General features: G+C 59.0%; 16 protein-coding genes. 1 reads left to right on the top strand and 15 read right to left on the bottom strand.

What is annotated here, in order from left to right; all coding sequences use genetic code 11:
• Position 1: 1 nt before the first annotated feature.
• The 13 genes from B9Z40_RS11470 to B9Z40_RS11410 form a co-directional block, all read right to left on the bottom strand.
• A complete protein-coding gene (locus B9Z40_RS11470; protein ID WP_100173505.1) occupies positions 2-1,021 on the bottom strand; it encodes a glycosyltransferase in 1,020 nt (339 codons plus the stop codon).
• The gene (locus tag B9Z40_RS11465; RefSeq protein ID WP_100173504.1) at positions 1,018-2,169 is read right to left on the bottom strand and encodes a DegT/DnrJ/EryC1/StrS aminotransferase family protein; all 1,152 of its coding nucleotides are present in this window, start codon (positions 2,167-2,169) and stop codon (positions 1,018-1,020) included. Before B9Z40_RS11465 ends, B9Z40_RS11470 begins: the two co-directional genes overlap by 4 nt.
• A 12-nt stretch (positions 2,170-2,181) precedes the next feature.
• Positions 2,182-2,823: an acetyltransferase gene (locus B9Z40_RS11460; protein WP_100173503.1), complete on the bottom strand. Its 642-nt coding sequence runs from the start codon at positions 2,821-2,823 to the stop codon at positions 2,182-2,184.
• Positions 2,820-5,204 carry an ATP-binding cassette domain-containing protein gene (locus B9Z40_RS11455; protein WP_100173502.1) on the bottom strand — a complete coding sequence of 795 codons (2,385 nt, stop codon included), beginning with the start codon at positions 5,202-5,204 and terminating at the stop codon, positions 2,820-2,822. Before B9Z40_RS11455 ends, B9Z40_RS11460 begins: the two co-directional genes overlap by 4 nt.
• Positions 5,194-6,009 (bottom strand): ABC transporter permease, encoded by an 816-nt coding sequence (locus tag B9Z40_RS11450; RefSeq protein ID WP_158238091.1) that lies wholly within the window; start codon positions 6,007-6,009, stop codon positions 5,194-5,196. The genes B9Z40_RS11455 and B9Z40_RS11450 overlap by 11 nt, the downstream gene beginning before the upstream one ends.
• Before the next feature lie 8 nt (positions 6,010-6,017).
• On the bottom strand, positions 6,018-6,692 hold the full coding sequence (locus tag B9Z40_RS11445; protein WP_158238090.1) for a response regulator transcription factor: 675 nt from the start codon (positions 6,690-6,692) through the stop codon (positions 6,018-6,020).
• 58 nt (positions 6,693-6,750) lie between these two features.
• Positions 6,751-8,733 carry an ATP-binding protein gene (locus B9Z40_RS11440; RefSeq protein ID WP_100173499.1) on the bottom strand — a complete coding sequence of 661 codons (1,983 nt, stop codon included), beginning with the start codon at positions 8,731-8,733 and terminating at the stop codon, positions 6,751-6,753.
• Between the two features lie 7 nt (positions 8,734-8,740).
• Positions 8,741-9,598, bottom strand: a complete 858-nt coding sequence (locus B9Z40_RS11435) for an ABC transporter substrate-binding protein (RefSeq protein ID WP_233204891.1) — start codon at positions 9,596-9,598, stop codon at positions 8,741-8,743.
• A gap of 99 nt (positions 9,599-9,697) precedes the next feature.
• A complete protein-coding gene (locus tag B9Z40_RS11430; protein WP_158238088.1) occupies positions 9,698-11,674 on the bottom strand; it encodes a TonB-dependent siderophore receptor in 1,977 nt (658 codons plus the stop codon).
• A 1-nt stretch (position 11,675) separates the two neighbouring features.
• A complete protein-coding gene (locus B9Z40_RS11425) occupies positions 11,676-13,928 on the bottom strand; it encodes a glycoside hydrolase family 99-like domain-containing protein (RefSeq protein ID WP_100173496.1) in 2,253 nt (750 codons plus the stop codon).
• Positions 13,929-13,936: 8 nt separating this feature from the next.
• Positions 13,937-15,010, bottom strand: a complete 1,074-nt coding sequence (locus B9Z40_RS11420) for a glycosyltransferase (protein WP_100173495.1) — start codon at positions 15,008-15,010, stop codon at positions 13,937-13,939.
• Positions 15,011-15,027: 17 nt separating this feature from the next.
• The gene (gene wbaP, locus B9Z40_RS11415) at positions 15,028-16,503 is read right to left on the bottom strand and encodes an undecaprenyl-phosphate galactose phosphotransferase WbaP (protein WP_233204890.1); all 1,476 of its coding nucleotides are present in this window, start codon (positions 16,501-16,503) and stop codon (positions 15,028-15,030) included.
• Positions 16,500-17,462: a glycosyltransferase family 2 protein gene (locus B9Z40_RS11410; protein WP_199172556.1), complete on the bottom strand. Its 963-nt coding sequence runs from the start codon at positions 17,460-17,462 to the stop codon at positions 16,500-16,502. The genes wbaP and B9Z40_RS11410 overlap by 4 nt, the downstream gene beginning before the upstream one ends.
• A 172-nt stretch (positions 17,463-17,634) precedes the next feature.
• Between B9Z40_RS11410 and B9Z40_RS11405 the strand changes: the two genes are divergently transcribed.
• Positions 17,635-18,798 carry a class I SAM-dependent methyltransferase gene (locus tag B9Z40_RS11405; RefSeq protein ID WP_100173493.1) on the top strand — a complete coding sequence of 388 codons (1,164 nt, stop codon included), beginning with the start codon at positions 17,635-17,637 and terminating at the stop codon, positions 18,796-18,798.
• A 190-nt stretch (positions 18,799-18,988) separates the two neighbouring features.
• On the opposite strand, the gene B9Z40_RS11400 is transcribed toward B9Z40_RS11405, so the two are convergent.
• Both B9Z40_RS11400 and B9Z40_RS17400 read right to left on the bottom strand, forming a co-directional pair.
• Complete coding sequence (locus tag B9Z40_RS11400) at positions 18,989-19,303, bottom strand: transposase (protein WP_199172555.1); 315 nt, start codon at positions 19,301-19,303, stop codon at positions 18,989-18,991.
• Positions 19,300-19,431: a hypothetical protein gene (locus B9Z40_RS17400; protein WP_255408270.1), complete on the bottom strand. Its 132-nt coding sequence runs from the start codon at positions 19,429-19,431 to the stop codon at positions 19,300-19,302. Before B9Z40_RS17400 ends, B9Z40_RS11400 begins: the two co-directional genes overlap by 4 nt.
• Positions 19,432-19,497 lie beyond the last annotated feature (66 nt).

The following is a 19,497-nucleotide window of genomic DNA, read 5'->3' as shown; positions in this document are numbered from 1 at the left end:
TTCAGGGGCGGATCTTGTGCAGGTCGACCTGCCCGGTGTGTGCAATGAATTCGCGCCAGGCCTGGGGCCGTGTTTGCAGCGCTTGCAGCATGGCCTTTGGGGGGTGGCCGCCGGGCAGGCTGTCAAACCAAGCGTCAAGCCCAAAACGGTGGAAGAACGGGTAGGGCTTGGTCAGTGAGTAGCGTGCCAGTTGCTCGCGCAGGGGCTCGGTTGGCGCAACGAATTCCGGAAAGACTTGCAGCAGCTCCGCGTCAGGCAGGGCCAGGTAGTGGCGCAATATGCGGGCGCGTTCCCAGGCGTCGCGCACGATGACTTCGGGCCGCCCGGCGCTGGCGTTTTGCAGGCCGTCCCTAACCCGGAATGCTGTCAGCGCTTGGGGCATGACGTGCAGCCCGGTGTGGCTGGCCAGGCGTATCCACATGTCAAGGTCGGGCACTTGTGCCAGGCGTGGGTCGTACAGGCCGAGCCGGTCATAGACTTCGCGGCGGATCAGCACCGTGGGGTGGCACAGGGCGTTGCCTTCGTCAAAGAAGTGCCGCAGCCACTGGTGGCGTGTGCGCTCACCAGCCACAAAGGCGTTGTGGTCGCGGTGCGCCGGGTCGTCAAAGACTTCGCCTTGTTCGTTGATGAACGCAGGCAAGCCAAACACGGCGCCCACTTGCGGGTGCGCTTGCAGGTAGGCCAGTTGTTGGCCCAGCTTGCCAGGCAAAAAGTAGTCGTCGGAGTTGAGCACCGCAATGAAGCGACCACGGGCGCGCAAGATGGCGTCGTTGAGTGCGTTGCAGGCTCCCCGGTTATGGGGCAACACCTTGAGCTGGATGCGGGGGTCCGACAGCGCCTTGATATGAGCGACGGTCTGGTCGCTGGAGCCGTCGTCGGTGACGACGATTTCAAAGTCCTGAAAATCTTGGTCGAGCACACTTTGCAGGCAGGTCTGCACATAGGCTTGGTGGTTGTAGCTGGCCACCACCACGCTGATGAGGGGGCGTTTGCGCAGGCCCAGACGCTCAAGGAGTTTCATGCGTGGTGCAGGCTGTAGACGATGGCATCGCAAATGCGGTGAACGTCGTTAGCACTCAGGCCGCCGTGCAGGGGCAGCGACAGCACTTCGGACGCCACGCGGTGGGCGTTGGGCAGTCGGCGCGGGTCGGCCGAGGGCAGGTGTCGGTAGCAGTCGTAGTCGCTGCACAGGGGGTAGAAGTATTTGCGCGTGATGATGTTGAAGCGCTTGAGCCGCTGGTGCAGTTCGTTGCGGTCGCAACCCGCTTGGGCCGCATTGACGCGCACGATCAGGTATTGGTGGCTGTCTGTAGCGTTGGCGGGCATGCGCAGCAGGCGCACACCGGGTACGGCCTGCAGGCGCTCGGTGTAGATGTCACGCACGGCCTGGCGGCGCTGCTTTTCTGCATCCACATGCTGCAACACCAGGAGGCCCAGAGCGGCCTGTAACTCATTCATCTTACCGTTGATGCCGGGCAGCAAAACCTCTTCTTCGTTTTTGATGCCGAAGTTTTTGAGCAGGTCGACTTGTTTTTTGAGGTCGGGGTCGGCCATGCACAGGGCGCCGCCTTCGGCGCTGTGAAACAGTTTGGTGGCATGGAAGCTGAGCATGGTGGCGTCACCGTGTTGCACGATGGGCTGACCATCGAGCTGGGTGCCAAAGGCGTGCGCACCGTCATAAATGACTTTGAGCTGGCGTGGGCGGGCCAGGGTGTCGATGGCGTGTACGTCGCTCGGCATGCCGTAAACGTGCACCCCCAATATGGCTGAGGTCTGGTCAGTCAGGTTGTGCTCGATGCTGGAGGGGTCGATGCACAGGGTCTCGGGGTCAATGTCGGCGAACACCGGGGTGGCTTTGTTCCAGGCCAACACATGCGGGGTGGCCGCAAAGGTGAACGGTGTGGTAATGACTTCGCCCTTGACTTGCAGGGCTTGGCAAGCCACCAGCAAAGCCAGCGTGCCGTTGTTGAACAAGCTCAGATGAGGGGTACGCAGGTAGTCGCACAGCGCTTGCTCGAGCGCTTGGTGCTGGCTGGCGCCGTTGGTCAAAAACCCCGATTGCCAGATTTGGGCCAAGCTTTGGGTGTAGTCGGCCAACGGGGGCAGCACGGGCCGAGTGACGTAGACGGGTTGGTCAAACGCTTTGGGCGCTTGGTTAGAAAAATTCATTCAGAAAGTATATTACTTGGCCTTGGCGGGCACGCCGACGGCGGTGACCCCTTCAGGCAACGGGCGTGTCACCACGGCCCCGGCCCCCACGGTCACGCGGGGGGCAATGACCACATTGGGGATGACGGTGGCGGTGGCGCCAAGTTCGCAGTCATCGCCAATTTGCACCCCTCCGCAGAGCCGGACGCCTGGCCCAAGACTGACGCAGTCGCCCAGCACAGTGTCGTGGCTGAGGGTACAGGCCAGATTAATACTGGCGTGCTGGCCAACCTTAACTTGGGTGCTGATGCACGCCTGCGCAAAAACCACACTGCCCTGCCCCACCTGGGCGCTGGGCGCGACCCAAGCCAGCGGGTGAACCAGCGTGGCAAAGCGCAGCTGAGGGTTGGCCCGCTGCAGCCGCTGGGTGATCTGGCGGCGAATGGCGGGGTTGCCCACGGCCACCACGCCCCAGACGTCGGGGTGCGCCAGCCACCAGTCCATGCCGCCCAGCACCGGGCCAGGCAAGGGGCTGGGGTTGCGGGTGGTGGCCTGGTCGTCCACCACAAAGCCTTGCAGCGCCCAGGTGCCGGGTTGGCGGGCTTCGATGTCGGCAACCAGTTGGGCCACTTCGCGGGCGTGGCCCCCGATGCCCCAGATGACGATGGGGTTCATGACGCTGCCTTTCGGAGGATGGCCTGACGGGTGGCGATTTGCCGCTCGGGGGCGTAGAGGGTGCGGGTCAGGCGCTGGCACGCGCTGGCGACCTGGTTGAGTTGCTCGGGGTGAGCGGCGAGGTGCCGCACCATGCGCTCGATCTGCTCGGGCACTGGCTCGCCGTCGTGGTCAAGCAGGAAGATGGATTGCTGGTCAACGTAGCCCGGGTTTTGCTGCAGGGCGTCGGTGGCCATGATGGCAACTTCGCACAGCGCGGCTTCGACACAGGCGCCGGTCGGAAAGCCGTCAAAGTTGCCCGCGTGCAGTTGGCCCGGGCGGTTGGGCGAAATGATGAGGTCCATTTGCCCATAAAAGGCACGCAGCTGCGCGGTGGGCAAGCGGCCGTGGTACTTGATGCGCTGTTGCAAGCCCAGCACATCGAGGTCTGCGGGCGTGTAGCCTCCGCCCACGACATGCACGCGCAGTTGCGGCAGATCTGCCAGGTTTTGCATGGCAACCATGAACTCAGGGAAGCCTTTGTTGGCTGCGCCGGGCATGTAACTTTCGGCCACAAAGCAGATGTCGAGCGGGTCTTTGCCTTGGCCGTAGCGGGGGCCGTGGCGGGTGAGGCCAGGGTCAAAGTAATCGGGGTTGACCACGACACCCTGCACCATGTGCACGGGTGGCAGCGTCAAGGCGTGGGTCTGCGCCAGCTGGGCCAGATAGCGCTCCACCACGGGCTGGGTGACAACGATGTCTTTGAGCAGCGGGCTGGCCAGCACGCGCAGGAGTTTGCGGTCGCTCTCGGCGTCGCCCAGGCCCAGGCCGCCACCAGGGTAAAGGTTGAGCACAAACGGTACGCCGTGGCGGGTGAGGTCGTCCAGGTAGGCGTGGGCGTTGTTGAGGAAGGTGATGTAGGCCAGTTCGGCCCCGGCCAGCCGCTCGGGCACGTAGCTGCTGACGCGGCGGGCATGGTCTGGGTAGAGGGCTTGGTAGGGCGCGTATTGTTCGCTGAAGTCACTCAGAGTGGACATGATTTGCAGCTGGCCGAAGGTGTGCAGGTGGGCGTTATATTCGGCCACGCGAAAACCCGTGAGCAGGTGCGGAAAGAAGTCGTCAATGATGACCCACGGCGCTTGCGCTGTGACGCTGACGCTTTGCGCGGGCTCGACCATGTCGCTGAGCGGAAAGTGCTGGCGCGGCACCACACTCACGGTGGCGAGCTGGTCTTGCCAGTCATGAAAGACGACGTCGCTGTAGTGCTGCACGTCGCCGATGCTGGCCACCAGCAAGGTGAGCGCGTAATCGCCCGCATGCCACTGCACGGGGATTCTGAAGGCCACGTCAAAGATGTCACCTGGCTGCCAATCGCGCTCGTACAGCGCGGGCTCGCAGGCGGTGTGGCCGCCGATGACGTTTTGGTTTTGTTTGTTTTTGACGTGGTACGACAGCACCAGCTGGCGACACGGTTGGTGAACACGAGCGCGAACGCACAGTTGCAGGGTGTCGCCATAGTTGACCCGTGCTTGGCTGCCGAGCAGGCCGTTGGTGCCCCAGTGGGCGCTGAGGATTTCAACGGCGCGGGTGCCTGAGGTGTTGGCAGGCAGTTGAGCTTGGTCAGCCGCTGAGGTTTGCCCTTGCGCTTCGTTGGCACGCAGGACCCAGTCTTGGTCGTAGGCGCGTGTGACTTCTGGGGTGGCCCCAAGCATGCGGGTCTGGCCTTTTTCGAGCCAGAGCGTGCGCTGGCACAGGGCTTTGATGGCGCTGATGTCGTGGCTGGTAAAGAGCAAGGAGACGCCGTCGTCGAGCATGCGCCGCATACGGCTCATGCACTTGAACTGGAACAGGGCGTCGCCCACCGCCAGCGCTTCGTCGACAATCAGGATTTGCGGGTCCACATGCACCGCCACCGAGAACGCCAAGCGCACATACATCCCGCTGGAGTAGGTTTTGACGGGGTGGTCAATGAAGTCGCCAATGTCGGCAAAGGCGATGATGTCTTCGGTGCGTTCGTCGATTTGCCTCGGCGTGAGGCCCAGAATGGCTGCATTGATGGTTAGGTTTTCGCGACCCGTGAATTCGGGGTTGAAGCCCGCACCCAACTCCAGCAAGGCGGCAATGCGGCCCTGCACTTGCACCTGCCCCGCGCTGGGCTCGAGCGTGCCGCACAGCAGTTGCAGCAAGGTGGACTTGCCCGCCCCGTTGGCGCCGATGATGCCAAGCGTTTCGCCGCGCTGCAGCTGAAAGCTGACGTTTTGCAACGCACTGAATTCGCGGTAGTAGCGTCGACGTTCACCCGCCAGCGATTGCAGCAGTCGGTGGTGTGGCCGGTCGTAGAGGCGGTAGGTTTTGGACAGGCCATCGGCCTGAATCACCCAGTGGTGGTGGTCAGAGGACATCGGCGAAGCCTCGGCGGGTTTTGCGAAAGACCCAGCCGCTGAACATCAAAAACAGCAGCGATGCGGCAGCGTGGGCCAGCAGCAGTGGCGTGTCTGGCAACGGGGTTTGCGTGAAGAGTGCCCGAGAGGTTTCGACGGGCAAGGTCAATGGGTTAAAAAGCAGTGCCGTTTGCAGCCCGGCGGGTGCGCTGGCCAACGGATAGAAGACGGGGGCCATGAAGAGCAAAAAGGTGGCCACAAAGCCAGTGACCTGCACGATATCACGCAAGTACACGGTGAGCGCCGACAGCAGCAAACTGAGGCCCGTGGCCAGCACAAGCAGCGACAGCCAGCTCAGCGGCCACAAGAGCAGCGACCAGGACAGGCCATTGAGCCAGGCATGGGCCACAAACAAGATGGACGATGCCAGCAAGAACTGCACAAATGCAGCGCCCACCACAGTGAGCGGCAGCAGATAGAGCGGAAAGACCACACGTTTGACGTAACTGGGTTGGGTGATGATGGCCTGGGGTGCGCGCGAGAGACATTCGGCCAGCAGGGCGTGCAGGTTAAGTCCGGCAAACAGCGTGAGCGCAAAGTCGGCGCCTTGTGCACTGAAGAAGCTCTGGCGTACGGGCTGGTTGATGTAGCCAAAGACAAAGTAGTAAATGGCCAACATGCTGCAGGGCATCAGCAACGACCACAACACGCCCGCAGCAGATCCACGGTAGCGGCTGCTGAGGTCTCTTTCGATCAGGGTTCGCAGCAGGTGCCGATGCGCGGCAAGGGTTCGCAGTCCGTTGGTGACTCGCAGCAGGAGGTTCAAGGGTAGGCTCAGTGAGGGCTGGTGGCCGCGTCGTCATTGTCAGAAAAACGCACACCCATTTCGGTGAGTTTGACCAGCGCCTCGGTGCGAGTGGTGACATTGAGGGCGCGCAAGATGCCACGGATATGGATCTTGACGGTGGCTTCAGCCAGGTCGATCTGGCGAGAGATGAGTTTGTTGGACATGCCTTTGAGCAGCAGGCGCAGCACGTCCACTTGCCGGTTGGTGAGGCCCAGAGAGTCAAGGCTGACGGCTGGTTTGAGCACCGCCTGTGGTTTGGCCGCGCTTTTGAGCAAGGCCTCGGGTGGGATGTAGACGCCACCGGCCACCACCAGTCGAATGGCCGAGATCAACACCTGATTGAGCGAGCTTTTGGGCATGAAACCGCTGGCACCCAGCTGAAGGGCCTGCGAGACGGTGTCGGAGTCGTGGTCGGCCGACAGCATGATGATGGGCAGCTGGGCGCGCTCCTTGACCATGCGCTTGAGCAATTCCATGCCACTCAAACCAGGCAACTGGATATCCAGTAGAACAAGGTCAATGTCGGCGTGCTGGGTCAATTGCTGCCAAATGCTGGCTTCGTCCCAGGCTTCAAGGCATTGGGCCTGCAGGTCGGACTGACCAACGATGGCTTTGAGGCCTTCACGTACCAAGCCGTGATCGTCAACGATGAGCAGTTTCACTGTGGAGCCGGTGGTTGAACAAATTAGGATGAATTTTATCACCCGGCCTTTTAGGCGCTCAGGCGGTCACTGGGCCAAGCAAGCGGGAAATGGTCGCTATCAGGACATTGGGTTTGACCGGTTTATAGAGCACCTGAATGTGGGGTTCGGCCAGACGTTGAAGCACTTCGTCTTCGGTATCACCTGTGATGAGCAGTGTGGGAACAGGAGCGCCTTGCTGGCAGGCAATGGCGTGAGACAGCTCCAGACCGTTCATATTTCCGCCTAGGCGGTGGTCGGTGATGACCAGTTGGGGCTGGACGTTCTGGGTTTGCACGTGGGCGAGCGCGGCGTCGGCTTGCTCGAACACGTCAACATGGGCGCCCCACATGCCCAAGAGGCCAGCAAAGCTTTGGCGCACCAATTCGTCGTCTTCAATGACCAAGATGCGCAGACCGTGGAGTTGCACAGGATCACTGGCTTTGATCTGATCGGTGACGGCACTGGTTTCGCTCAGGGTGATGCGAGGGATACACAGGCCGAAGGTTGCGCCCTGCCCTGGCAGAGAGCGGACCTCAACTCCGTGGTCCAGCAGTTGCACCAGGCGCTGCACGATGGCCAAGCCCAAACCCAAGCCCAAACTGCGGTCCCGCTGAGGGTTGCTCAGTTGTACGAATTCCTGAAAAATGGTTTGCTGGTCTTGCAGCGGGATGCCGGGGCCGTTGTCACGCACCTGAATGACCCAGTCTTGACCTCGGGGACGAACGGCAACGTAGACCGCGCCTCCGCTGGGGGTGTAGCGGATGGCATTGGACAGCAGGTTGCCCACGATGCGTTCGAGCAGCGCAGGGTCGGAGTGGGTGCAGGCTTTGGTGGGTCGAATGACCAGATCCAGCCCTTTTTCTTCAGCCAAGCCTGTGTATGTGTCTTGCAGTCTTTGCATGAGACTGTCGAGTGCAAAGTCTTCCTGATGTACTCGCACACCGCCACCGTCGAGTCGAGAGATGTCGAGAAGTGAGTTCAGCAGATCGCTGAGCGCGGAAGTTCCGGTTTCAATGCGACGAATAATGACGGATTGTGCAGCTGGATTTTTTTCGCGCTGTGCAGCGGACACCAGCAGACTGAGGGCGTGCATGGGTTGGCGCAGGTCATGGCTGGCTGCTGCCAGAAAGCGGGATTTGGCACTGTTGGCTCGCTCTGCGGTTTCTTTTTGCTCGCGCAGGGCCTGGGTGGCGTTGTCGACTTTTTGCTCCAGGTCGCGCTGGGCATTTTCGAGCCGTTCAGCCATTAAATTCAGGTCGCGTGAGAGGCGGTCAAAGACCTTGATGTCGCTCGGACCGAGGCGGACTTGGGTCTCGCCAGCACCGATTTTCTTGGCAGCATCTGCCACGGAGCGGAAGCTTTGGTCCAGTTGCGCGCTGAATCGACTGACCACCAACCATGCAATGAACAGAAAGCCAGCGAGGATTGCCAACACCCCCCCGAGGAATTTGAGCAATTCAGAATAGACCGAGTCGAGCGTCACTTCGACCACGGCATAACCGCGAATGGGGTTGGCAGCGCCTTTAGAAACCTCTTCAAATTCAAGCCCAACGGAGGCGATGGGCTGGATGTAGCGCAACGCCCGGTCCGACACACGTTGCATACGGGGTTGTCCGGACTGGGCGCTCGCCAGGATGTCACGTGCCCACGGCGGGGTGCCAGAATTTTCAGTGCCTTGGACGCTGGCACTGATGGACAAAGTTTGAAAGAAGGGGTCATACACCGCAGCCGACGCGACTTCGGGTTCTTTGGCAACCGATGCTGTGATGTTTTGCAGAACAAGGGTGTTTTGGGCAAATATGGCGTAGTCAGAAGCTACGGCCATTTGTCGCGCAAGCAGTTCAGCACGCTGCTGAAGTTGGGAGCTGAGGTCAGAGTAGCGCTGGAACAAGGCGTAGCTCATCCAGATCAAGGCGAACAAGATGAGCGGAAGCATGGTGAGCCACAACAAACGCAGTCGCAGACTGCTGATCACCAGTACGTAGATACGCTGGATTTTTTCCACAGATCTGCTGCGCATAGCGACCTCATTCGGCCTTGAGCAGTCGCTGCTCAAGGGCCTGTTCGTCTGCCACGGGCATGCCCAAGGTGCGCATCAGCGATGCATTCACGCCCACCGAAAAATATCTCGGGTATTTGGCATTTGGCAGGTTGTTGCTGCGTTGCTGGGCTTTGATGATTTGTCCGGCCTCCAGACCGATTTGACGGGGTGTGCTGTAAACGGCAGCTAAGGCACCCGCTTTGACATAGTTGGCACTGAATCCGATCACAGGTACTTGGCTTCGAAACGCGGTGATCAGGACGTTTTGAGCCGTGGAGCCATTGATAACCACCGGGTCGGGTACTGCCAGAAAAACATCCGAATCTGACAACACAGACCTAAGGGCGGGGTACAACTCAGAGTCCCTCTGGGCCAGATCAGAAACCAGATTAAGGCCCCGGTCGCGGGCTGCTGACTTGAGTGTGTCCTTGTCACGTGAAGAGATGTTCCCCAGCACGACTCCGACGTTGCGAGCCTGAGGCAAGAGTTGCCGAACCAGTTCCAGCTGTCGGTGAGGTGGGGTGTCCAGGTAAATGCCCGACGGCCTGCGGCCTTCTTTTTTGGCTGCTGCCAAGGTATCGAATGCGGCACGAGGAATGAGTACGGACAACACCGGAGTGTTGGGGTCTAGCCCCTGCATCGCAGCGCTGGCAGCGTCAACGCCGACAGTGACCACCAAGCTGGGCGTTTCGTTGGGTTTCCATATGGCCGTTGCGCTTGATAGGTACTGCACGCGCAGCTCAGTGCTGCGAGCCACTTCGGTCTTGATGCTCTCAATGACCTCATCGTATGCACCGCCAGCACGGCTGGACAGAATCAGAACGCCCGTGCAATGGCCTGTCACAGGTAAAAAGGCCCCAACCACAACCCATACGCGAAGGCTGCTTGCCATTGACCGGAGGAGACCCAGAAGGTTCGTCATGGTGCTTGTGCGCGCAATCGCTCAGCGCTCGATCTGCACGCCCAGCCAGACGCTGCGTGGCAAGGATTGCATTTCACGGTACTCGACAAACTGGCCCATGGGGCGACGCCATGTGATGCTGGTGCGCACGGTGGCCTGGTCGAGCTTGGTGGTTTTCTGAAGTGACACCAGCAGATTTTTTTGCTCGTCGGCGGGGGTGGCTTCACCCAGCCAGGTGATGGGACTGGTTTTGGTGTACGCGGCAAATCCGGTCAGTCCGTTGTCGGCTCGGTGCATCCAGATCAAGCTGCTGCCATGGCGTGGTGCACTGTCCTGGATGGACTGCTTGGGACTGGTGGTTCGCGCACGGTATTGGTTGAAGGCGATGGTGGAGCCGGCGAAAGGCTTCCAACTGAGCTGGTACTCGGCACCTTGCTGAAGGGCATTGGCGTTGTTGCGCAGGTCGTATGCCACAGCGTTAAAGGTTTCGCTGTTGGGCAGCACGTAAAACTCCCCTGTGATGAGTCTTGTAAGTTCTTCGCGGAACAAACGCAAATCAAACGTCATGTTCAGAGGACGCCACTGTCCTTGGTAGACCAAGTCAACGGCTTTGACACGCTCTGGAACCAGACCGCCTCGAGACAAGTATTTGACGTAAAGGGTTTGGCCGTTTTCGTCGCGAACTCGCCAGTCAGACTTTTGCTCAAACAAGCTGGGGGTTCGAAACGCCGAGGAGTAGCCCACTTTAAAAACATGGTTACCAGTTGGTTTCCAGTTAATGGAAAACCGTGGGGCCAGTTGCTGGGGGGAGTAGAGGTCTTTTTCGATCAGCCCTCCCGCATTGAGGGTCCATTCGTTCAAGGGCTTCCACTCTTGGTTGTAGTAAATACGCCAGGCGGCGTTTTTTTGAACGTTTTCAGTAGAGAACAGTTCGAAGGACTGGACTTGGTCTCGGTGGTATTCAGCCCCCCAAGACGCACGCAGGCTATGGGTCAGGGTGTTGTAGTGCTGGTATTCCAGCGAGTAACGGTTGGCTTGTCGATTGTTGTGCATGTCCAGGGCGTCGCCCGACAACATGGGTATTTGGTAAGTGTCGAGGCCATGGTCACGTGTCCAAGATGCAGACAGGCTCCACTCCTGGCCGTCGTCCACCAGTTTTTTGAATTTAAGGTGGGCAAATGTCGTGGCTTTTTTCTCATCACGAACGGGATCGGCAAAAGAATTGGGACTGCCGACACCAAAGCGGCCCGTATTGGTACCAGCCAGTAGCATCAATGATTCGGTCGATGACATCTGCAAATCGGCCCGGAAGTCTAAGGTGCTGGTTTTGTAGGCGTCGCTTCGGTTGAGAAGACCTTGATCGCCTCGTTGGCTGGCAACGACCCGCCATTGAATGTTGTCGTCACTGCTCCCCCAGCGGACAGACCGGTCAGCAATGCCGTTGTTGCCCTGAATCATTTGGGCCGACATGCCAGAGGCTTGAACTGCAGCACGGGTGTAAATTTGAATCACGCCTAAAAAGGCGTTCGCACCGTAAGCGGCAGAATTAGAGCCTCGGTGGATTTCTATGCGTTCGATTTCGTCGATCGGGACAGTGACGGCGCTCCAGTCGATACCGCCAAACAAATAAGGCGCATAAAGGGAGCGCCCATCCACAAAGACCTGCATGCGCTGTGATATCTGACCTGAAAAGCCATGGTAAGCCACCACGGGCCGCCCACCTGCGCTAAGTCCGACTTGCAGGCCTGGCACGGCCATGAAGAGCTCGCTCAGATTGCGGGCACCACTGGCTCGGATGTAGTTGCGGTCAAGAAGCGTGTTGGCACCTGAACTGTCTTGTGGGTCTTGGGGCAGCCGCGAGGCTGCAAAAACCTGTGGAATTTCACGAAAGTAGTCTTGCTCAGAGAGCAGTGCTGCAGCATTTTGGGCTTGCGTTACCCCTGCCCCCGTGATCAGCCAGACGGCGAGCGCAAACCGCAAGATGGCGCGTTGGAAGTTGGCGAAGTCGGGGCGGTGCATTTCAGGAGACGGGTTCGGTGGGTCGGGCGAATGGAGAGTCGACCGTGCGTTGACGGCCTTTGCAGCTCCATTCGTTGGCCCAAAATTTTTGGGCTTGTCGCTTGACATTGGCATCTTGTGCGCCGATGCCTTTGGCCAATCGAGTGTCAATCAAATGGTAACCGTTGGCCAGTGTGGCACACCCCAAAACACGTTCAATGGCATGAGCCAAGGTGCCATCGATCTGGCCTTTTTCAACCTCGAAGGCGTCTTGCAGGATAGACGGGCAATGCAGCAGGCTTTGGACGGCCTGAGGTTTGAACCAGAACATGGTGCCTGCGGCAAACCAAGGGCGGGTTTGCTCTAGCCACTGGGAGTCTTCGCCCAACTCGGTCACCAGTTGATCGACCCACGTGTGGTTGGAGCCTATGTAGCGCTGGATGTTGAGGACGTTACCTTCGGGGGCAATGAGGCCTAAAGAGGGGTATTCCTGTAGGCTGTTGATCATGGCGGGCAACTCGGGGCCATGCGGCAACAGTTGGGCAATCAGTGTCTGACGCCAGAGGTCACCATCACCGCGGTGCAGTGACTTTTTGGAGTGCAACTTGAGCACAGCTTGGTACTGGCGCTTGAGCAGCAGCGGCAGTACGGCCACAAAGGGACGGATGTCACGGCCTTTGTTGTCTACGGTGTGAATTTCAGCGTGCGCGAACTGCACTTTGACCTGCGATGAAACCAGCGTTATTTTTTCAGCTGTGGTGGTGATGATCAAATCAAAGGGTTCCGACAAAGCTTGCAGGGCTTGCGCGATGTCCGGCCAGGTCTCTTCGTAATAGATGTGCGCCACCACGGCCACTCGAGCTTGCGTGGCGGAGGGTGTAACGGGCACGGCATAAGACAGGTCGGGGACTTCCGCTAGGCATGGCTTTTCGGACTGCCGGGCCACTTGTTCGAGCCAAGCATAACCAAAGTGACGGTCAGGTTCGAGATGAGCGCCTTCGGCCCATTCGTTCCAAGCGTTGACGAATACAAAGTTGTCTGATTTAGATCGGGTTTCGCGAGCGTAGCTGCTACAGGTAGCCAGCCACTCACCAAACTGCACCGGACTGACTTGCGCAAAGGAATAGCCAGCTGCGGGTCTGCGCGCTTCGTTGTCCCATGAAGGGAAGGCGCACCTGTAAAGGGGATACGGCTGTGCATCCCGGGTCAGGGACTCCCCCACCGCATCGGCGTACAGCCAGGTTTTGCCCTGAAAATGGCGGTTCCATACGCCTTGAGGTGGTGGGACGTCTTCGATGCGGTCGTTGATTTTGTGGGGCGGAAACTCAACCGCCGCATCGAAACCGATGGGGCGAGGATCCACCAGGCCAAAGGTTTGAGCGCACACCAGCCACAGCCCCGGCAGCCCCGCCTTGACGACTTCGTCGCGCCAAGACTGGACCACTTTTTGGAGATCAGGAATTAATAAGGGTCTGTAGATCACCAACAGGGGTTTGCCGTCAACACATATGTAGCGAGGGTCCTGGATGATGGGCAGGATGTCGTGAATGAACTCCAGACATTTTTCGTGTGAGTAACTCTGATGGAGGATGACATCGGACTCCATGCCATCCCAGCGGCGAGTCCAGTTTTCATTGGCCCAGCAGATGCAGAAAGACTGGTCCATGTCGGGGTTCGCGAGGAACTGATTGAGCGGCAGGTCCATGACCTTCTGGCCATCAAACCAGTAGTAATGAAAACAGAACCCGTGCACGCCATACGATTTGGCGATGTCAATTTGCTGGCGCATGACGTCAGCCACGCGCAGGTCGTAGTGCCCAAGGTCAGCCGGCAAGTGGGGCTGGTAATGCCCCTTGTATTGGGGCGTTGCCTTGGTGGTGTTGGTCCACTCTGTGAAACCTTGGCCCCAGGCATGGTTGTTGACTTCAAATGGGTGAAACTGGGGCAGGTAATAGGCAATGAAGCGCGGGGTGCTGCCTTGCGAGTAATTTTTAGGGGCCACACGTGTTCGCGGCTGGTGGAACTCGGGGTGCGGCCCTTGGTTGAAGCGCAGAGCCTGAATATAGTCCTGTGCAGTGTCAGCAGGTGCGCCACCACCTGATTGCATGGACCCCACCTGCGAGGTCGACCAGATGCGCCGTTGGATGCCTCGCCAAATCCAGGTGTAAAAGGTTCCGTTGTCAATTTTTTGCCGAATTCTGCCGGTCACTTCCCTGCGGTAAAGCGGGTCGCGCGTGGCTCGCCAGAGCACTCTGATGATTCTTTTGACGGTCATTTTTTTATTTATGGCTTTGCTCGACCCAACAACCTTCTTACAACTGCCACCAACCCTGACAAGCGCTGAGCAAACAAATAAGAGCGTGAATTCAGTATCTGCGTTAATTGTTGGTGCAACAGCCTATTTTCTTCAATCAATGCTTTATCAGGTTCGGCAATTTGCGCCTCATGCTGGGCCTGCAGATTGACGAGCATGTTTTGGATGTGATTATCGTATCCAGAACGAACCTGCTGGACGACACGGGCCAAATGCTCATGGCGAATGGAGCGCATGTTCAATTGAATGCGAGAGACCAGCCGGCGCATATAGGGATCTTCCACAGGCACGAGGCTTTGCAGGATGCGCTTGAGTTCGAGCCTGGCCATCAGGGTGTTTTGCGTGATGGTGTTGTGGCCGTGGAGCCGGTAGGACAGCAAGGGCTTGTCACCAACGCAAACAATGTCATGGCCATGCCGCAAGAGCCTGGCCATGAAGTCCCAGTCGTGGTTGTAACGCTGCTTGCGAAAGCCCCCCAGATGTTCGAGCAGGTCTGCCCGAAAGAAGAAGTTGGAGGTGGTTACGGCAAAGTTGCCCGTCACCAAGGCCTGTCGGGCTCCGTTTTGCGTGTATTCCTGAGTCAGGCGAGCATAAAGACGGCACCAGGGATGGTTCAGCGACACAAGAGGTTGGCCTTGCGCATCAATCGGTGCAAGCGGGGTAAAGGCCAGCCCGCAGGGGTGCATCACGCAGTGGCTCAGCAGCGTTTGCAAGCGCTCGGGGTGGTACACATCGTCCGAGTTGAGGATGCTGATGTAACGCCCTTTGGCAAGTGCCATGCCTGTGTTGATGGCATGGTGTGCGCCTTGGTTGTTTTGGTAAATCAGCCGGATCTGGCTGTTGCCTGAATAACTTGTGTCCAGCAGCGCACGGGTGCCATCTTTAGAGCCGTCATCGACGACGATCAGCTCCCAGTTGCGAAAGGTTTGCTCTACAACGCTGTCAATGGCCTGTGCAATATACAAAGCGTGGTTGTAGGAGGGTATGACAACGGAGATGTCTATACCGCCATCCTTGCTTGTGGCATCTTCGTTCGGCAACATGTTCTAGATTGAGGTGGTCAGTAAGCGCCCGCCCGGCGCAGAACCACATCAATCGTTTTGAACAAGATGATCTGGTCGTGCCAGAGCGACCAGTTTTTGACATACCAAGTGTCCAAGTAGACACGGGTGTCGTAGTCCAGGTCGCTGCGTCCGCTGACTTGCCACAGGCCCGTCATGCCGGGGCGAACCATGAGATAGTAACCGACCTCATCGCCATATCGGGACAGCTCTGCGGTCACCACGGGCCGGGGACCCACCAGGCTCATTTCACCGCGAATGACGTTGATCAGTTGCGGCAACTCATCAAGGCTGGAGGCACGCAAAAATCGTCCAAGTCGATTGACTCTTGGATCGTCACGGAGTTTTCGCTCGTTTTCCCACTGACTGCGCAGCTCCGGCTGTTGCTGCAATAGTTGCTCCAGCTGTTGCTCAGCATCGATCACCATGGTGCGAAATTTGAAACACTTAAAAATTTTGCGGCGTTTGCCTACACGGGGGTGAGCAAACAAGGCGGGTCCGCCATCGCGTTTGATCAACCAAGCAATCACGAACATGACAGGACTTAAAAGTATCAACAAAGCCACGGCAGTCAAGGTGTCAAACACCCTTTTCGTCAAGCGGGCAGGCCAACGCCTCAAGTTGTTGCGCATCCGCAGCATCGCCACTTCGTGCGAAAAGAAGTGGGACATATCGGTACCGTGCAATGGCACACCACGCATGGCTGGAATCACACTGATGTCGGTAGCCCCCCATTGAACCAAAACACGTAACCAATATTCGCGTTCATCTGACTGCGCATGCTCTACTGCGATCACCCATTGAATGGCGGGTTGCTTGGCAATTTCTTGCATTGCAGATCGTGGCAAGCGCGGTTCGGCCTGCTGTGATTCATCTTGCAAATCTGTGTCACTGGCAACAAATCCAAAGACCTGCAGCCCAAGCTCAGGCTGGCTGTGGATTGCCAAAGCGGCCTCCAAGGCATTCGGCCCGGCACCAATGATGATGGTAGGCCGAACCCATATGTCCATTTTCTTCAAGACAGCCCGGGTGAAACTGCGCATCAAAACCAGCAGGCACAGGGTCGTGGGCCAAGCCAGCACCCACCACAGTCGAGAGGCTTCCCAGCGGTTGATGGAAATCAGTGTCATGTCCAGCAGCGACAAAACGCCCAGCAACTTGATGAAGTCGCTCAGTTCATCCCAAAAAGGCCGGCGGTCACTGTAGTGCTGGAAACGGGTCAGCAAGACCACCAAACCGATGACGGCCATGACCGCCCAAGCGGCAAAACGCTGGGTGTCTTGGCCATGCCACCAAGTAGCTGCATCTGCAGACAAAAGAGAGAGTGTGAGGAATGTGGCCACACCGAAGGCCAGCGCAAAAGCCAGCGCGTCGCCCAGCAGCAAGGCCAACTTGGACAGGCGCACCTGCATCAAGGTGAGGTGCGAGACTTGCAGCGGCTGCAGTCGGTCTAAAAGGCGTTCGGGTGCGTTCACGCCCAGTACCCCTTGTGCATGGACAAGCTGCTGCACATGCCCTGGGACAAGGCCTGATGGCGTCGCCCCAAGTGATAGCCCAAGGCTTTGAGCACCGTTCGGCAGGCGATGTTTGGCAAACGCCACGGTGCGTGCTTGAGCATGTAGGCCACTTCGGATCGCACAAACTTAAGACCTTCACGCCCTGCCCCACCAAAGTCTTGCACGAGCCATGGATGCTGTGCATGGAAGACGCCCGTGTCAAAGTAGCGCCTGAATTCGGCCAGCATTGAATAATTGTGCGAGTGGTAAACAGCGGCCTGCGCTTGGTAGCAGATGCCATGACCGGCTTTGAGCAGCCGAGCCGCCAAGTGCATGTCCTCGCCCAAAATCACCTGCGCCGGAAAGCCACCCACCTCGCGCAGCGCTTTGACGCGGTAAGCGGCAAACGAATTGGACAAAAAGCAGGTTTTGATGCCGAACTCGGGCACATCGGCCCAGTTTCGGCTGTGGCTGCTGGCGGGGTAATTGAACCAGCGGGCGTGGGCGGCCACGGGTGTGGCATTGGCATGCGGCAGTTGCCGGCCATAAGCGGCACCGACTTGTTGGTCGTCCAAGGCGGCCACCAAGTACTGCACGGCCATCGGGTCGGCCAGCACCGCGTCTTGGGTCAAAAAAACCACGACATCGGCATCGGCCGCGAATTGGTCCACCGCCTGCTGCCGCGTGGTGCCGTGGTTGAAAGCCGCGCGGTCAATGCGGTGCACCACCAGGCCCGCTGCTTCGGCGGCTTCTGGGGCACCGTCATCAGAGGCTGAGTCGATCACCACGGCAAGCTGTGGCTGCAGGCTCTGCGCCCGAAGGGCTTGCAAGAAGTCATGCCAGCGCGGCCCAGGATTGCAAACTGGCACCAACAACACGACCTGCCGAGCAGAAGGCTCAGGCAACAGGCTGTTGGGGTTGTGGGTGTTTATTGGCAATCGTGACTCCCGCTGGGTGCGGATGAACCTGCATTTTGCCTGCTGAGGCTGTCATTGAGCTGAAACAAAAGGTAATTTTCAAGATATATAACCATTTCGGTGGCAGGGGCCTCACCCAGACGCGGGGCTGTTTATGATCAAGCGCTTTAACCCAGACCTTCGGGAACGCCCCATGAACCAAACGACCCCGCTGAACTGGGAAGAAAACGGCAAACAACGCACCGCCTCTTGGCGTGCCGAACACACCCCCCCGAAGCGCGTGGTGCTGGCCGACGACACGCTCGCGGCCGACACGGCGTACCGCCTGGCCTGCGAAGGCACCGGCTTGTTGTGGAAGGGTGATTTTCAGAACGCGCGCTTGCTTTTGCAGGCCATGGTGCGCAGGCTGGACAAACCCGCCAAGCGCAAAACCCGCGGCAAAAACCAAGCCGACGCACCTGTCGACCCTGCCACGGGTTTTCACGCGCACCGCCTGGCCCAGTCCCAGCGTTCCCGGGTTTTGAACTCGTTGTTGATCGAGTTGAAGGACGACTACAGCATTGCTTTGCGCCGTGCGCCCGACGTCAAGCAGGCTTGCAACGAGGCCTGGGGGCGAGGTGACGGCCAAAACGGCGTGGTGCCATTGCGCGTTTTGCAAGGCTTGATTGGGGCGCACGAATGGCGCAAAAACGGCGTTGAGGTGGCGGCCCTGGGCGGCACAGACCAGCGAATTCACCCGCATTACGGGGTGTTTTCACCCGTTCGCGGCGAATATGTGGATTTGGTGGCAAAGGCACCTTTGCCCGCCGCCTTGCAAAGCACCTCCTTGGCGTTTGACATCGGCACTGGCACGGGTGTGCTGTCGGCGGTGTTGGTGCGGCGAGGCGTGGAGCGAGTGTTGGCCACCGACATGTCGGACCGCGCTTTGTCTTGCGCCAAAGACAACCTGCAACGTCTGGAATTGACCGGGCAGGTCGAACTGCTCAAGACCGACGTATTCCCGCCCGGGCAAGCGGCCTTGGTGGTGTGCAACCCGCCGTGGTTGCCTGCACGCCCCACATCTTTGTTGGAGCAAGCGGTTTATGACGAAGGCAGCCAAATGCTCAAGGGCTTTCTGGCCGGGCTGGCCAGCCACTTGTGCCCCGGGGGCGAAGGCTGGTTGATTTTGTCGGATTTGGCAGAACACCTGGGTTTGCGCACCCGCGCCGAGCTGCAAGGCTGGATCGACGAAGCGGGCCTCAAAGTCTTGGGCCGCCTGGACACCCAACCCCGCCACCCCAAAGCCCAAGACGCCACCGACCCGCTGCACGCAGCGCGGTCGGCTGAGGTCACGTCGCTTTGGCGCCTGGGCGTCTAACGCCCCTGATTTGTAGGAGCCCCGCCCTCGGGGCGATTGCCTTAGGTCTGAGAAGGACTCATCGCGGCGAGGGCGCCGCTCCCACAAATGTAGGAGCCCCGCCCTCGGGGCGATTGCCCTGACTCTGTAGGAGCCCCGCCCTCGGGGCGAATGGGGCTCTTTTGTCCCCGGGGCGAAAGCGATGGACGCATCACAACCAGATCGCGTCCCAATGCGGATATTGACCCACTCGCTCGACCAAACCAGCTCGCACGGGGTTGGCGACCACATACCGTGCCAGCGCGGGCATATCTTCCTCTTTGCGAACCGCGTGGTCGTGAAAACCTTTTTGCCATAACGCCATGCCCAGCTGCCTTGCGCAGACTGATTTGACTCCCGCCATGCAACGAGACAAATCGGTGCTTGGGCCCAATTGCATGAGCCAGTGCAGATGGTCAGGCATGACCACAAATGCCAAGGTGTCGGCGTGCTGCAACTGCTGGGCATGCTGCAGGCAGCGGATCAAACAACGCGCCGCTTGAAAGTCGGCAAAAAGGGCTGTCGGTCCAGAGTGACCGTGGTCAGCAGATAGATTTGCCCGGCTTGCGTGTGCCGTCCCACTCGCAAGCTGTGCGAGTGGGGTGTGTCCGCCATCTTCGCGCCTCCTTGCCAAAATTATCGCGGGGAGGGCGTCGTTACTACAAGTGGCAAAACTTTTTT

The sequence above is a fragment of the Limnohabitans sp. 15K genome, assembly GCF_002778285.1.
GTDB lineage: Bacteria > Pseudomonadota > Gammaproteobacteria > Burkholderiales > Burkholderiaceae_C > Limnohabitans_A.
The sequence above is the reverse complement of the archived record's forward strand: the minus strand, read 5'-3'. Positions and strand labels throughout refer to the sequence as shown.